At 64.9% G+C, this 14,068-nt stretch carries 18 protein-coding genes; 8 read left to right on the plus strand and 10 right to left on the minus strand.

All coding sequences use genetic code 11. The features are described 5' to 3' along the window. Positions 1–35: 35 nt before the first annotated feature. The gene (locus tag JQ632_RS00820) at positions 36–614 is read left to right on the plus strand and encodes a TIGR00645 family protein (RefSeq protein WP_212400321.1); all 579 of its coding nucleotides are present in this window, start codon (positions 36–38) and stop codon (positions 612–614) included. 28 nt (positions 615–642) lie between these two features. Here the strand turns inward: JQ632_RS00820 and JQ632_RS00825 are convergent, their stop codons facing one another. Further along, a complete protein-coding gene (locus tag JQ632_RS00825) occupies positions 643–1,590 on the minus strand; it encodes a helix-turn-helix domain-containing protein (RefSeq protein WP_212400322.1) in 948 nt (315 codons plus the stop codon). A gap of 49 nt (positions 1,591–1,639) precedes the next feature. Further along, entirely contained in the window at positions 1,640–2,170 is a 531-nt protein-coding gene (locus JQ632_RS00830) for a Spy/CpxP family protein refolding chaperone (protein WP_212400323.1), read from the minus strand. A 209-nt stretch (positions 2,171–2,379) separates the two neighbouring features. Here JQ632_RS00830 and JQ632_RS00835 point away from each other — a divergent pair, with 209 nt between their 5' ends. Both JQ632_RS00835 and JQ632_RS00840 read left to right on the plus strand, forming a co-directional pair. Further along, complete coding sequence (locus tag JQ632_RS00835; protein ID WP_212400324.1) at positions 2,380–2,757, plus strand: hypothetical protein; 378 nt, start codon at positions 2,380–2,382, stop codon at positions 2,755–2,757. 55 nt (positions 2,758–2,812) lie between these two features. Beyond that, a complete protein-coding gene (locus JQ632_RS00840) occupies positions 2,813–3,457 on the plus strand; it encodes a cation transporter (RefSeq protein WP_212400325.1) in 645 nt (214 codons plus the stop codon). A gap of 8 nt (positions 3,458–3,465) precedes the next feature. Here JQ632_RS00840 and JQ632_RS00845 read toward each other — a convergent pair whose 3' ends face one another. The 7 genes from JQ632_RS00845 to JQ632_RS00875 all read right to left on the minus strand — a co-directional run bounded on the left by JQ632_RS00845 (position 3,466) and on the right by JQ632_RS00875 (position 8,590). Then, complete coding sequence (locus tag JQ632_RS00845) at positions 3,466–3,843, minus strand: winged helix-turn-helix domain-containing protein (RefSeq protein WP_212400326.1); 378 nt, start codon at positions 3,841–3,843, stop codon at positions 3,466–3,468. An 89-nt stretch (positions 3,844–3,932) separates the two neighbouring features. Next, the gene (locus tag JQ632_RS00850; protein ID WP_212400327.1) at positions 3,933–5,120 is read right to left on the minus strand and encodes an MFS transporter; all 1,188 of its coding nucleotides are present in this window, start codon (positions 5,118–5,120) and stop codon (positions 3,933–3,935) included. An 81-nt stretch (positions 5,121–5,201) separates the two neighbouring features. After that, complete coding sequence (locus JQ632_RS00855; RefSeq protein WP_212400328.1) at positions 5,202–6,557, minus strand: NAD(P)-binding domain-containing protein; 1,356 nt, start codon at positions 6,555–6,557, stop codon at positions 5,202–5,204. A 58-nt stretch (positions 6,558–6,615) separates the two neighbouring features. Next, entirely contained in the window at positions 6,616–6,939 is a 324-nt protein-coding gene (locus tag JQ632_RS00860; RefSeq protein WP_212400329.1) for a helix-turn-helix transcriptional regulator, read from the minus strand. A 73-nt stretch (positions 6,940–7,012) separates the two neighbouring features. Continuing rightward, complete coding sequence (locus JQ632_RS00865; protein ID WP_283817631.1) at positions 7,013–7,714, minus strand: MIP/aquaporin family protein; 702 nt, start codon at positions 7,712–7,714, stop codon at positions 7,013–7,015. After that, a complete protein-coding gene (locus JQ632_RS00870; protein WP_212400330.1) occupies positions 7,711–8,238 on the minus strand; it encodes an arsenate reductase ArsC in 528 nt (175 codons plus the stop codon). The genes JQ632_RS00865 and JQ632_RS00870 overlap by 4 nt, the downstream gene beginning before the upstream one ends. Then, positions 8,219–8,590: a helix-turn-helix transcriptional regulator gene (locus JQ632_RS00875; RefSeq protein ID WP_212400331.1), complete on the minus strand. Its 372-nt coding sequence runs from the start codon at positions 8,588–8,590 to the stop codon at positions 8,219–8,221. The genes JQ632_RS00870 and JQ632_RS00875 overlap by 20 nt, the downstream gene beginning before the upstream one ends. Before the next feature lie 174 nt (positions 8,591–8,764). Between JQ632_RS00875 and JQ632_RS00880 the strand changes: the two genes are divergently transcribed. Together JQ632_RS00880 and JQ632_RS00885 are read left to right on the plus strand one after the other, a co-directional pair. Continuing rightward, entirely contained in the window at positions 8,765–9,022 is a 258-nt protein-coding gene (locus JQ632_RS00880) for a hypothetical protein (RefSeq protein WP_212400332.1), read from the plus strand. A gap of 130 nt (positions 9,023–9,152) precedes the next feature. After that, a complete protein-coding gene (locus tag JQ632_RS00885) occupies positions 9,153–9,446 on the plus strand; it encodes a hypothetical protein (protein WP_409363460.1) in 294 nt (97 codons plus the stop codon). Between the two features lie 14 nt (positions 9,447–9,460). Here JQ632_RS00885 and JQ632_RS00890 read toward each other — a convergent pair whose 3' ends face one another. Continuing rightward, positions 9,461–10,357: an alpha/beta fold hydrolase gene (locus tag JQ632_RS00890; protein WP_212400333.1), complete on the minus strand. Its 897-nt coding sequence runs from the start codon at positions 10,355–10,357 to the stop codon at positions 9,461–9,463. 180 nt (positions 10,358–10,537) lie between these two features. Here JQ632_RS00890 and JQ632_RS00895 point away from each other — a divergent pair, with 180 nt between their 5' ends. Genes JQ632_RS00895 through JQ632_RS00905 form a run of 3 tightly spaced genes read left to right on the plus strand, consistent with a single transcriptional unit; the run spans position 10,538 to position 14,046 of the window. Next, positions 10,538–11,926, plus strand: coding sequence for a class II 3-deoxy-7-phosphoheptulonate synthase (locus JQ632_RS00895; RefSeq protein WP_212400334.1), 1,389 nt, complete (start codon positions 10,538–10,540; stop codon positions 11,924–11,926). Between the two features lie 4 nt (positions 11,927–11,930). Then, positions 11,931–12,284, plus strand: a complete 354-nt coding sequence (locus JQ632_RS00900) for a diacylglycerol kinase (protein ID WP_212400335.1) — start codon at positions 11,931–11,933, stop codon at positions 12,282–12,284. A gap of 4 nt (positions 12,285–12,288) precedes the next feature. Next, positions 12,289–14,046 carry an NAD+ synthase gene (locus JQ632_RS00905; RefSeq protein ID WP_212400336.1) on the plus strand — a complete coding sequence of 586 codons (1,758 nt, stop codon included), beginning with the start codon at positions 12,289–12,291 and terminating at the stop codon, positions 14,044–14,046. The last annotated feature ends 22 nt before the right edge of the window (positions 14,047–14,068 follow it).

Below are 14,068 nucleotides of genomic sequence, written 5' to 3' on the forward strand. Positions count from 1 at the left end.
CCGCCTTCCTACTCGTCCGCAATCTGGAGTGATCAATGAAGCTCGAACCGCCAGCGAAACTGGCGCGCCCAAAACTCGGCCTGTTTCCGAGCCTGATCTTCGGCTCCCGCTGGTTGCAATTGCCGCTCTATGTCGGCCTGATCATCGCGCAGGCCGTCTATGTATTGCTGTTTACCAAGGAACTCTGGCATCTCACGGCGCACTGGTACGACGTCACCGAACAGCAGCTGATGCTGACCGTGCTGGGCCTGATCGACGTCGTCATGATTTCCAACCTCCTGGTGATGGTGATCGTCGGCGGCTACGAGACCTTCGTCTCACGCCTTAACCTGCGCGGCCATCCGGACGAGCCTGAATGGCTGAGCCACGTCAATGCCAGCGTGCTGAAGATCAAGCTCGCGATGGCGATCGTCGGCATCTCCTCGATCTCGCTGCTGCGCACCTTCATCGAGGCCGGCAATCTCGGCACGGCGCGCAGCAACTTCACCGAATCGGGCGTGATGTGGCAGGTGCTGATCCACCTGACCTTCATCGTCTCTGCGATCGGGATCGCCTGGGTCGATCGCCTCGGTGAGCGGCCGCAGCACAAGGACGGCGGGCACTCGTCCAAATGATGACGATTCAACCGAAACTCATTGCGCTTTAGCGCGAGCGGCTCTGCGTCAGCGTTTCCGAGGGCATCTCGCCGAACGTCGCCTTGTAGCCCTTGGCGAAGTCGCCCATGTGCCAGAAGCCGTTGGCCAGTGCTGCCGCCTTGACGCTGAGGCCGGCATTTGCCGTCAGCAGCAGCTTGCGCGTTGCCCACAGCCGCTTCAGGCGGAGATATTGATGCAGGCTCAAACCGTGCACCGCCTGCGTTGCCGTTTGCAGCGTGCGTACGGAAACGTCGAGCGCGGCTGCGAGATCGTCGCTGTAGAGCGGGACGCTGCCAAGCAGATCGACCTGCTCGTCGAGCCGCGCCACGAGCTCGCGGTGCTTGTCGAACGAGCCGGGCCGGGCGCGTCGCACGCTGTCCGGAACGAGGACGGTGTCGAGACCGCCGAGCAGCGTTTCCTGGATCGGACGATTGAGGGCTTCGAACTGCCTGACATCGCCGCAACCGGATGCCACGCAGAACATGTCCAGGAATGCGTGGCGCAGGCGCTGCATCGGCTCGGCTTTCATGCGGTAGAACGCAAGGCCCATGTCGAAATCCGCCCAGCCGCGATGGCGCATGTCGGAGTTGAAGCGCAGCATCAGATAGGTGTTCGGATGTTGCTCTCGCCCCTGCGTCGGGATCTTGCCGCGCGTGACCCCGATCATGGAATTGTCCATCTCGCAGCCGTTGACGATGGCGTGAAAGGCGATCGGAATGACCATGCCGATGCCGTGCGCGGCGCCCATGTTGGCGTCCACGCACCGGGCGAAGGAGCGCTGCATCACGAACAGCCCGTCCTGAAGCGGAAGGATGGCGCGCGAAAAGGAGAAGTTGCGCTCATCGAGCGGCGTGCTCTTGCCGCCGCCGAGCACGTCGTTGGGGCGAAACTCCTCGAAATCGTTGAAGCGTTCGATCGACAGGATTCGCGATGGCTTCAGCCAGCGGACGGGCATCTCGGGGTCCCAAAGGGGGGCGCGCGGTGGCGACAGGCCGCGCGCCGGACTATTTCTGATGGTGATGGTACTGCATCGGGGCAGCGCCTGTGTAACCGCGCAGCTCGGCGTATTGTGCAAGCTGCGTCGCATCGAGCACGGCGGACGTCAGCAGATGGTACTTCAGATGTGCCTCGCGAAGCTCGCCTTGCGTTTTGGCAATCGCAGCGGTGGCTGATCTCAGACTGTCCGGGCTTATCGTCTTGCTGGCGAACTGCTCATCGAGCGCGGTTTCCTCGTCGATGAGCTTGTTCCCAATCTGCGTTGTCTCGGACTTCATCGCCGCGAACATGTCCTGCATCTTGGAGCGCTGATCGGGTGTCAGCCTCAGTTGATCCGCCAACTCCAGCACATGCGAAGGACCCGGATAACCGTTGAGCTCCGCCGCCAGCGCCAGCCCCATTCCGCGCCCCGCGCGGAGATCGGCGATCTGCTGGTCCGACAGGGCTTTGACCTGCCGGGTCTGCATGCCTGCATACGGCGTCTCGGCCCGGCAAACACCAGGGATCAGCAGGACAATCGCGAGGAGGATCAATCTCATTTGCCGTCCCCATGTCGGATCTTCGGGAGAGTGAGTGTAGCCCATGCCATCGGCGCTGCGCTGCGCTGATCGGTCACGATCCCGTCATGAGACCGCGCGCGCCGGGGGATTTGAGGGCTTCCAAACAAAGACGACTGGACCTCGCATTCGACCTTGAATAGTCTCGTGTCGCTATATTTATGAAGATATAGCGAAGGGAGCGTTGGCAAATGGAAATCACGGTCAAGGCCCTCACCACATGCGAGGTGGCTCCCGACGGCGGCGCGATCTCGCTGGGTTTCGAGGATGTCACGGGCAATCCGGCCGCTGTGCAGGTCTCGCTCAACCAGGTCGGCGCGCTGATCATGACGCTGCCGGGTCTGCTGGAGAGGGCGCTCAAGGCGCGCTACGGCGACCAGAGCCTGCGCTACGCCTATCCGCTGGCCTCCTGGGTGCTGGAGCAGTCGACCGACACCGCCCAGCGCATCATCACGCTGGAGACCGAGGACGGCTTCAAGGTTCGTTTCTCGATTCCGGCCGCAGAGCAGAGCCTGCTCGCCGAGGCGCTGGTCCTGCCGGTGGTTGAGGCGAGGGGGCGTCCAAACTAGGCCGCGACCGGGAACGCATCTGGCTGTTCCAGCCGGTCACGGTTATCATGACCGCATGAACGACTGCTGTTGCGACCCGCCACCCCTCAAATTCGGCGGCGATGACAAGCGAAACGAAGCCTTTCGGCGCGTCCTCTGGACGGTGCTGCTGGTGAACGCTTCGATGTTCGCGGTCGAGATAGGTGCAGGACTTGCTGCCGGTTCGGCGTCTCTCCAGGCCGACTCTCTCGACTTTCTGGGAGATGCTGCCAACTACGCCATAAGCTTGCTGGTCGTGGGGATGGCGCTTCGTTATCGCGCTGGCGCGGCCCTGGCGAAGGGCGCCACGATGGTCGCCTTTGGAATGTGGGTTATGGGCACTGTCATTTGGCATGCGGTGCACGGAACGCTGCCGAGCGCGTTCACGATGGGGGGCGTCGGCGTTGCGGCCCTGGCGGCTAATGCTGCGTCTTTTGGACTGCTCTGGGCTTATCGAGATGGCGATGCCAACATGCGCTCGGCCTGGATATGCACGCGCAATGATGTCCTGGGGAACATTGCGGTATTGCTGGCGGCGATTGGCGTCTTCGAGACCGGGACAGGCTGGCCGGACGTTTTCGTAGCCGCGATCATGGCCGTACTGGCGATACAGGGTGCGTCGCTGGTGATCAGGCAGGCAGTTGGCGAGTTGCGCGCAGTTCGGCTCGCAACGGTGAAATAGCCGCTTGGTCAAGACGCCTTACGTGACCGCGCGATATCGGTCTTCAGCGCCATCAATTCCTTGCGGACCGCGCGCGCGGCGTCGCGCTCGATCTTGCGGTAGCGCGCGACGAGGCCGGCGCCGAACGGGGTCAGCAACGCGCCGCCGCCATTCTTGCCGCCGGCCTGCGGCTCGACCACCGGATGCCCGCAGATCCGGTTGATCTCGTCCACGAGATCCCAGGCGCGCTTGTAGGACATGTCCATGGCGCGCCCGGCGGCCGAGATCGAGCCATGCTCGCGGATCTGCTCCAGGAGCTGGATTTTTCCCGGTCCGATCCGGTCCTCGGCATCGAGGTCGATCCGGACGCTCAATTGGGGAAGCGGTTTGGCGTTCGCGCGCGGCATGACGGGTCTCGCGGATTGTCTCGCGGATTCTTGGCCGCGAGCTTGCCACTCTTGCCCAGAGCGAACAAGCAGAGCGGGCGGTTGTCCCGTCAGACGCCAGCCGGCGTCGGTTCCTTGGTTCGCGCCGCGCGTGACCATCGGAGCGTGAGCGGTCCCAGCGCAATGCCCATCGCAAGGATCACGAACGCCGACAGCCAGCCAAGCGCACTTTGCGGACCGCCTGCGAGATCGAGCGCGAGGCCCGTACCCCATGCGCCGGCGGCCGACAGACCAAATCCGACCGTCGAGTGCAGGGCGAGCGTGGCGCCGCGATGCTGCGGCGAGGCCGCGCCCGACATGCCGGCGGTAAGGGCGCCGGAATCGGCGGGCACGGTGAGGCCGTAGAGCAGCAACAGAACGGCCAGCACCCATCCCGGTGCCGTCGCATTCAGTCCGATCAGCAGGGCAATGCAGGCGGACGCGATCATCACGATGGTGATGGCGCGGTGTCGCCCGAAGCGGAGCGCGGCCTCGTTGCCGAGAATGCTCGCGGGCATCGAGATCACGGCGAAGACGAAGCTCACAAGCACTGGCGTCAGCCAGGATGGCGCGCCCTGATGCGCGATGACGAAGGTCCAGAAGCCGACCAGCCAGGTGCGGATGCCGTAGAGCTCGAAGCAATGCGCGCCGTAGCCCAGGATGTAGCCGAGCGCCTCGCGGTTGGCGAACACGGGCCGGAAGTCGAGCAGGCTTCCGGCTTTCGGCGGCGGCTTGCGCGCCTCCATCGAGAGGCAGGCGATTGCCATGGCGACGGGCCCGATCCCGGTGACGATGAAGGCCGCACGCCAGCCCCATCGATCCGCAATGACCTGGGCTACGAGGAAGGAGAGTCCGACGCCGAGCGAGAAGCTCGACGTGTAGAGCGTGACCGCACGCGAGGCATCGCCCACGGGCAGCCGGTCGGTCAGCGCTTTCAGGCCCGGCATGTAGGCGCCGGCGAATCCGAGGCCCGCCAGCGACCAGATCGCGGTTGCAGACCAGAAGCCGTCTGCGAACAGCCCGAACGCGATCGTTGCAAGGCCGCTCGCAATCGATCCGATCAGGAGAACGATGCGCGCATCGATACGGTCGGTCAGCGTGGTCAGCACCGGCACGGCCAGCATGTAGCCGAAGGCATAGCCACTCGCCATCAGCCCGCCTTCGGCGGCGCTCAGATGCCATTGTGGCATCAGATGCTGGGCGAGGTTTGCCGACAGCGTCACGTGCGGCAGCAGGTTGCCGACCTGTCCGAGGCACATGACGGCGATCAGCGACGGACCGTGCAGGTTACGAATGCTCTCTCTCCGTCAGCGATTTCTTTTGCCCGGCGGTAACATCGGTCACGAGCATCCGCAACCCGACGCACCCTTGCTCTTTGCCGTCTCGTCGGCTGCGCAGCACGCCGACGCGTCCACCTTGGCGGGACCGCCGCAACATCCTGCGGCGGTTGACGCAGACTCCACGCCGCCGCGCGTGCAGACGCCGGTCTCGGGAAGCTTCAGCTCGACGCGCGCTGCGGCCGCCTTGTCACCGGCGATGTCGGCCGCAATTGAGCGGACCTGCTCATATCCGGTCATCATCAGGAAGGTGGGCGCGCGGCCATAGCTCTTCATGCCCGCAACATAGAAATCCGGTTCATCGGGCGCCAGCTCGCGCGCACCATGCGGGCGCACGGTGCCGCAGCTATGGATGTTGGGATCGATCAACGGTGCGAGCGCGACCGGCGCTTCGATCGCAGGATCGAGTCGCAGGCGAAGCTCGCCAAGGAAGGAGAGGTCGGGCCGGAAACCGGTGGCGACCACCAATTCGTCCGCAACGACGTTTCGAGTATCGGCTGCGGCGATGCGCAGGCGGCCCTGGTCTTGCGAGATGCGGGTGACGCCAAAACTGGTCTCGACCTTGATCCTGCCGCCTTGCACCAGCCTGGCGAAGGCGGAACCGAGCTCGCCCCGCGCCGCAAGCTTGTCGTTTCGGCCGCCGCCGAACGCCTTGGCGGGGTTGGCGCCGCGCAGCAGCCAGATCGCCGTCGTGCCCGGTGCCTCCTCGGCAAGGCGGGCGAGGTCGATCAGGGTGCCGATCGCCGAGTGGCCGGCGCCGAGCACCGCGACCGTTTTGCCGGCGTAGCGTGCGCGTGCCGTGCCGAGCACGTCGGGCATCCCATAGGCGATCAGCGTCTGAAACGCCTGCTCGCCGATGGCGGGCAGGCCATTGGCGCCGGCCGGATTGGGCGAGAACCAGGTGCCGGAAGCATCGATCACCGCGTCGGCCTGCAGCATCTCGTCGCCCTTGCCGTTGCGGTAGCGGATCTCGAACGGCGCGCGCTCGCGACCCTTGCTCATGGCCTTGTCGAAGCCGAGCCGGCTGATCGCGGTGACGCGGGCCGAGGTGCGGATGACGTCGCGCAGCGCCGTCCTGGTCGCAAGTGGTTCAATGTAGTGCTCGATCAATTCGCCGCCGGTCGGGTAGTGGTCCGGATCGGGAGAATTCCAGCCGCTTGATGCGAGCAGGCGCCGGGCCGCTTTGTCGACATTGTATTCCCAGGGGGAGAAGAGCTGCACATGCTGCCAATGGCGCACCGCATGGGCGGCCTGAGGTCCCGCTTCAAGGACGATCGGGGTGAGGCCGCGCACCAGGAGATGGGCGGCGGCGGCAAGACCGACGGGGCCCGCACCGATGATCGCAACTGACTTTCTCATAAAACACTCCTTCTAGAAAGATAGAAATACGAGATGGACGGAATGACGTTCGAAATCCTCATGCGGCGCGCGTCGGCTTGGCCTGAGCTCCGCAGGCGTCCTCGGTGCAGCACTCCGCCACCAGGAAGGCGACGATGCCGCGCATCACCTCGTAGTTGGCGCGGCAGATCAGCGTTGTGGCCTGCCGTTCCTGCGCGATCAGGCCGACCGTGATCATAGTCTTGAGATGATGGGAGAGGGTGGAGGCGGCGAGCTCCAGCTTGGCCTGCAGCTTGCCGACGCTGATACCGCCATCGCCGGCACGTACCAGCGCGCGGTAGATGCGGAGTCGGGTCGGGTTGCCGAGGGCTTCGAGCCGGGCGGCGGCATCATCGATCTTCATGGGTTCAAGCTAGCCATCGACAGAACGCGTGTCAACGATATTTCCAGAAATATCGAAATAGTCATCCGGAGGCTTATTCGCCCGGCTGCAACGATGGCTTCTGCTCGACGGGCGCGTTGCGATAGAACCACGCCATCAGCGAGAGGCCGATCAGCGCGCCGACGCATTCGGCTGCGATGAAGCCGGGGAGGTCGACCGGGCGTATCCCCGAAAAGGTATTGGTGAACGAGCGCGCAATCGCGACCGCCGGATTGGCAAAGGAGGTCGAGGCGGTGAACCAGTAGGCGGCAGTGATGTAGAGGCCGACGAGCCACGGGATCGCGGCCTTGGCCGCGCGAACTCCGCCGAGGATCGTGACCACGAGTCCGAAGGCCGCCACGGCTTCCGCAAACCATTGCGCGCTTCCGGTGCGGACCTTCAACGACGCTGCAACGAGCGGCAGGTCGAACATCGCATGCGCGATCATGGTGCCGATAATGCCGCCGGCGATCTGCGCGGCGACGTAGAGCGCGAGCTCGCGCGCGGGTAGTTCGCCGCGAAGCGCAAAGACCAGCGAGACCGCCGGATTGAAATGCGCGCCGGAGATCGGGCCCAGCACAGTGATGAGCACAACCAGGATGGCGCCGGTCGGCAGCGTGTTGCCGAGCAGCGCGAGCGCAACGTCGCGGGTCAGCGTTTCCGCCATGATGCCGGAGCCGACGACGGTCGCAACCAGCATCGCCGTTCCCAGGGCTTCGGCTGCGAGGCGACGCGACAGATCGAAGCCCACGGTCAGCTCGCCCGGTCGTGCGGGTTGGTCGCGCCGCTCATGCGGCCGATCTCGCGCAGCTTCGATCCGAGCGTCATCTTGTCGATGCTCTCGAGCGGCAGGCTCGCGAAGGCGCCGATGCGGTTCTTCAGGTGACGGAGGGCTTCGATGAACGCCGTCTCCTTCTCGATCTCGGTGCCCTCGACCGCCGCGGGATCCTCGATGCCCCAATGTGCGCTCACCGGCTGGCCCGGCCAGATCGGGCAGGCTTCGCCGGCCGCGTTGTCGCAGACGGTGAAGATGAAATCCATTTTGGGCGCGCCCGGCTTCGCGAACTCCGTCCAGTTCTTCGAGCGCAGTCCGGCGGTCGGGTAGTCGAAGCGCTCCAGGATGCGGAGTGCGACGGGATTGACCGTGCCCTTGGGCTGGCTTCCGGCCGAGAAGGCGCGGAAGCGTCCCGCGCCGTCCTTGTTCAGGATCGTCTCAGCGAGGACGGAGCGCGCGGTGTTGCCGGTGCAGAGGAACAGGACGCTATACACGCGATCGGACACGGCGTTTCTCCTTTGCTGGCGGGCAACAGGGGGTGAGACTGTCGATGACGGGCGCGCAAACCTCCGGCCGCCCGCCGCAGCAATCCTTCAGCAGGAACAGCGTCATCTGCTGCAGGACGGCGAGGTCCGCCCGGTAGATGATGGAGCGGCTCTCGCGCCGTGAGCGCACGAGGCCCGCCCGGGCCAGCACCGCTAGATGCGCCGACATCGTGTTGTGCGGCACGGCGAGCGCAGCGGCGATCTCGCCCGCCGGCAGGCCGTCCGGTTCGTGCTTCACAAGCAGGCGGAAGCAATCGAGTCGGGTCGGCTGGGCCAGCGCCGCAAGCGCAAGGATGATCCGCTCGGATTCCATATGTCCAGACTTATCGACATATTGGAAGGAGTCAAGCCGGCCCGGAGGCGGGCGCGTTCATTAGAATTTTAGATAATTCCCTGACCTGCGGCCAACCCTCCGGACAAGTCGGCCGCGACCTTAAACCCGGCTTTTGCGGTCGCCGTGCATGCTTCTCGAAAGAAGGGCGTCGGCATGTCTGTTCTCAGGGAGATCGTGGTTGCTGTGGCGGGCGTGTATGCGCTCGTGTGCGTTTGCGACGCATTGTTCATTCCCGGTCGTTTCGACGAGGCCTATTTCGACCGCTCGTTCTACGCGTCGCGACCGACGGAGGTTCGCCTTGCCGGCTACACGCCGCCCGCGGTGCGCGTCCGCGACGTCTTCGCGCAATTCCCGCCCCAGACCTCAAGGCCCGCCCGACGCTATTCCTCTCTGACGACGATCGTTCGCTAACTGGCATTGAGCCGGCCGGGTTTCAGCCACACGCAGCGTTCGCTAAAGTTTTAGACAATCCGCTGACCAGCGGCCAACCCTCCGGACAAATGGCCCGCGGCTTTAAACCCGGAATTTGCGGCCGCTGGGCATGCTTCCCCAAAAGGCTGGGGGGCATTCAATGCCTGATTATCGGGAAGCCGCCATAGCTCTGGTGGCGATGTTGGGGCTGCTGTTCGTGTCCGACGCATTCTTCGGCGACGGCGATCCGCGCTTCGACAACGCGTTCTATGACAGTGCCTTCTATGCGCCGCGTTCGAAGGAATTTCGCTTTGCGAGCGATATTACGCCAGCGGCCCGTGTCGACGACATGTTTTCGCAGTTCTTTCCGAGCGAAGGCAAACGCAACAAGCGCTATTCGTCGTTGACGACGATCATCCGCTAGGCAAGTCCATCTCGCTACTCCCCCTGAATCCACTCCGCGACACCGCGCCAGAGCGTGTCGCGGTGCTCGGGGCGGAAGAAGCCGAAATGGCCGATCTTCTTCACGCCGACATCGGCGGGCCGCACCGACAGCACCTCGGGCTTGACCGCGGTGAAGCCGGAGCAGAGCAGCTCGACCGCGGAGCGCGTCGCCCAGGGATCATCGGTGAACGACAGCGCGCGCAGCTCGCCCTTGTACTTGGCGAAATTCGCGAGCGCCGGCAGCTTGGAATCGAACAGGTAGCGCGGATGGCTCACCCATTCGGCCCATTGCAGGAAGACGCCTCGCGGCAAATCCTCGCCGATGCCGAGCCAGCCCGGGGCATAGCCGAGCAGGCGGCTCATCGGCACGCCGACGAGATTCATCAGTGCGAAAACGCGGTAGTTCTCCGGTGGCGACATCAGTTTCCAGGTCGCGGCCTGCGAGGCCACGAACGCCGCGCGCGCGATCTCGCTGTTGTTCTCGATCAGTCCGAGCGCCTGGCCGCCGAAGGAGTGGCCGACATAGGCGAGCGGCAGCGTGTTGTACCGCTCGCGCATCCAGCGCACCGCGGCCGCAACGTCGAGCGCGGCCCAGTCCGACATCGAGGCCTTGAAGCCGATCAGCGATTTCGGTTGGTTGTAGCCGACCATCGCCTGCTGCCGCGAGCCGCCGATGCCGCGGTAGTCGTAGGTGAGCACGGCGCAGCCGCGATGGGCGAGGTAGGAGGCAAAACCGCGATAGACCTTGCGCGGCACGGCGGTGGCCGAGTTGATCAGCACGGCATGACGCTTGGTCCCGCGCGGCAGGAACAGGCTGCCGGCCAGCGCATAGCCGTCCGTGCCGGGGAAGGTAATATCGTCAACAAAAACGTCGTCGAGTGCCGCGTCCATGGGCAGCGGATATCCCAAACAAATGTCGCGGGTCCTAGCAAATGCGAATTTGGCTTTCCCCGCAAGGGTTTGGACCGGCAAACGGATTTACAACTGGCGGTCGGTTCACAGCCTGTGTATAAGGCGGCCCTCCGCAAGCTCTGGATCGAGTTGCGGTTTTTGCCCTACGGAGAGGATGCGATGTCCGAGCGGTGGACGCCCGAAAGCTGGCGCAGCAAGCCGGTGCTGCAGGTACCCGACTATCCCGACGCCAAGGCGTTGGCCGACGTCGAGGCGCAGCTTGCGACCTTCCCGCCGCTGGTGTTCGCGGGCGAGGCGCGCAACCTGAAGAAGGCCTTAGCGCGCGTGGCGGCCGGCGAGGCCTTCCTGCTCCAGGGCGGCGACTGCGCCGAGAGCTTTGCCGAGCACGGCGCCAACAACATCCGCGACTTCTTCCGCGTCCTGCTGCAGATGGCGGTCGTCTTGACCTATGCCGGCGCGGTGCCCGTGGTGAAGGTCGGCCGCATCGCCGGCCAGTTCGCAAAACCGCGCTCCTCGCCGACCGAGAAGGTTGATGGTGTCGAGCTGCCGAGCTATCGCGGCGACATCGTCAACGACATCGCCTTCACGCCGGAGGCGCGGGTGCCCGATCCGCAGCGCCAGTTGATGGCCTATCGGCAGTCGGCGGCGACGCTGAACCTGCTCCGCGCGTTTGCCACCGGCGGCTTTGCCAATCTCGGCAGCGTGCATCAGTGGATGCTCGGCTTCCTGAAGGACTCTCCGCAGTCCCGCCGCTACAAGGAATTGGCCGACCGCATCTCGGACGCGCTCAACTTCATGCGTGCCTGCGGCCTCGATCTCGAGAGCCACCCGGAACTGCGCGCCACCGACTTCTACACCAGCCACGAGGCGCTGCTGCTTGGCTACGAGCAGGCCATGACCCGCGTCGATTCCACGACCGGCGACTGGTACGCGACCTCGGGCCACATGATCTGGATCGGCGACCGCACCCGCCAGCTCGACCACGGCCATATCGAATATTTCCGTGGCATCAAGAATCCGATCGGTCTGAAGTGCGGCCCGTCGCTGAAGGCCGACGAGCTGTTGAAGCTGATCGACGTGCTCAACCCCGACAACGAGCCCGGCCGTCTCACGCTCATCGGCCGCTTCGGCGCCGACAAGGTCGGCGATCATCTGCCCGGCATGATCCGCGCCGTGCAGCGCGAGGGACGCGTGGTGGTCTGGTCCTGCGATCCTATGCACGGCAACACCATCACCTCCACGACCGGCTACAAGACGCGGCCGTTCGACCGCATCCTGTCCGAGGTGAAATCGTTCTTCGCGATCCATGCCGCCGAAGGCACCCATGCCGGCGGCGTGCATCTGGAGATGACCGGCCAGGACGTCACCGAATGTCTCGGCGGCGCGCGCGCCATCACGGACGAGGACCTCAACGATCGCTATCACACGGTCTGCGATCCCCGTCTCAACGCCGAGCAATCGATCGACATGGCTTTCCTGGTCGCCGAACTCCTGAAGCAGGAACGCGCCGGCAAGGCCAAGCCGATGCCGGTCGCAGCGGGCCTTTAAGACCTTGCTGCGGCTCTGGAAGGCCACGCTCAATTCCCGGAACGGTCTGGCCTTTGCGATCCGCTCGGAGCAGGCCATCCGCGAGGAGATCTTTGCGCTTCTCGTCTCGGTGCCGCTGGCGTGGTTGATCGGCGCGACCACGATGCGCGCGGTGGAGCTCGTCTGCGCGGTTGCGTTCGTGCTGGTGGTGGAGCTGCTCAACACGTCCGTGGAGAAGCTTGCCGATCGCCTTACCATGGAGCACGACAAGCAGATCGGACAGGTCAAGGACATGGGCTCGGCCGCCGTCGGCGTGGCGCTGTTGATGGCCGGCGCGTTCTGGATCTTTGCCCTCGTCGAGCGGCTGGGGATGATCTAGAGCCATGAGCGAACGCGCCTCAAATTTCTCGGTCGCTCTCGCTCAACTCAATCCGACTGTGGGCGACATCGCAGGCAATGCGGCAAAGGTGCGCGAGGCCCGCGCGCAGGCTATGCGCGACGGCGCCGATCTCGTGCTCTTCCCGGAATTGTTCATCTCCGGCTATCCGCCGGAAGACCTCGTGCTCAAGCCCGCCTTCCAGGCGGCCTGTCGCGCCGCGATCGAGGAGCTTGCGCGCGAGACCGCCGATGGTGGACCGGCGCTGTTGATCGGCACGCCCTGGGTCGAGGACGGAAAACTCTACAATGCCTGCGCGCTGCTCGACGGCGGCGGCATCGCCTCGCTGCGCTTCAAATGCAATCTGCCGAATTACGGCGTGTTCGACGAGAAGCGTCTGTTCGTCCGCGGGCCCGCGGCGGGCCCGGTGACCGTCCGTGGCGTGCGGATCGGCGTACCGATCTGCGAGGACATCTGGCTGGAAGAGTCTGAGGACTACGAGAACGTCGTCGAGACGCTGGCCGAGACCGGTGCCGAGATCATCCTGGTGCCCAACGCCTCGCCCTATGCACGCGACAAGGGCGACGTCCGCCTGTCGGTCGCAGTCGCACGCGTGACCGAGAGCGGCCTGCCGCTGGTCTATCTGAACCAGATCTGCGGCCAGGACGAGCTCGTGTTCGACGGCGCCTCGTTCGCGCTCAACGGCGATCTTACGCTCGCAGCGCAACTGCCGGCGTTTGCGGAGACCGTGACCACGCTGCGTTTCACCAAACACGGCGACGACTGGCGCTGTGCCGGTCCGATCGCGCAACTGCCCGAGGGCGACAAGGCGGACTATTCGGCCTGCGTGCTCGGCTTGCGCGACTATGTCGGCAAGAACGCTTTTCCGGGCGTGCTGCTCGGCATCTCCGGCGGCATCGACTCCGCGCTGTGTGCGGCCATCGCCGTCGACGCGCTCGGCGCCGATCAGGTCCATGGCGTGATGCTACCGTATCGCTACACCGCGCATAGTTCGATCGCCGATGCTGGCGAGCTCGCGGGCCATCTCGGGCTGCGCTACGAGGTGCTGCCGATCGCCGACGCCGTAAACGGTTTTGAGACCATCCTCTCCGACATCTTCAAGAACCTGCCGCCCGATATCACCGAGGAGAATCTCCAGGCCCGCACCCGCGGCACGCTCTTGATGGCGATCTCCAACAAGACCGGGCTGATGGTGGTCACGACCGGCAACAAGTCGGAGATGTCGGTCGGCTACGCCACGCTCTATGGCGACATGAATGGCGGCTTCAATCCGATCAAGGACATCTACAAGACCCAGGTGTTCCGGCTGGCGCGGTTGCGAAATACCTGGAAGCCGGACGGTGCGCTCGGGCCGTCAGGCGAGATCATTCCGCCCGACATCATCACGCGTCCGCCGACGGCGGAGCTGCGCGAGAACCAGACCGATCAGGATTCGCTGCCGCCCTATGACGTACTCGACGCGGTGCTCGAACGCCTGGTCGAGCGCGAGGAGCCGCTGGAGGCGATCGTCGTAGCCGGCTTCGACCGCGAGATGGTCGCGCGCATCGACCATCTCCTCAACATCGCCGAATACAAGCGCCGGCAGGCTGCGCCCGGCGTGAAGGTGACACGGAAGAATTTTGGCCGCGACCGCCGCTATCCCGTCACCAATCGCTTCCGCGACAGAGGCGGGCCTTTGCCCGAGCCCGACGAGACGCTGGTCTCGCGCGGCGGCCGCGCCTCGACCGACGCGTTCGAGGGCTGACCCGCGGCCCTTTGCGCGAAGG

The sequence above is a fragment of the Bradyrhizobium liaoningense genome (assembly GCF_018130955.1).
GTDB lineage: Bacteria > Pseudomonadota > Alphaproteobacteria > Rhizobiales > Xanthobacteraceae > Bradyrhizobium > Bradyrhizobium liaoningense_C.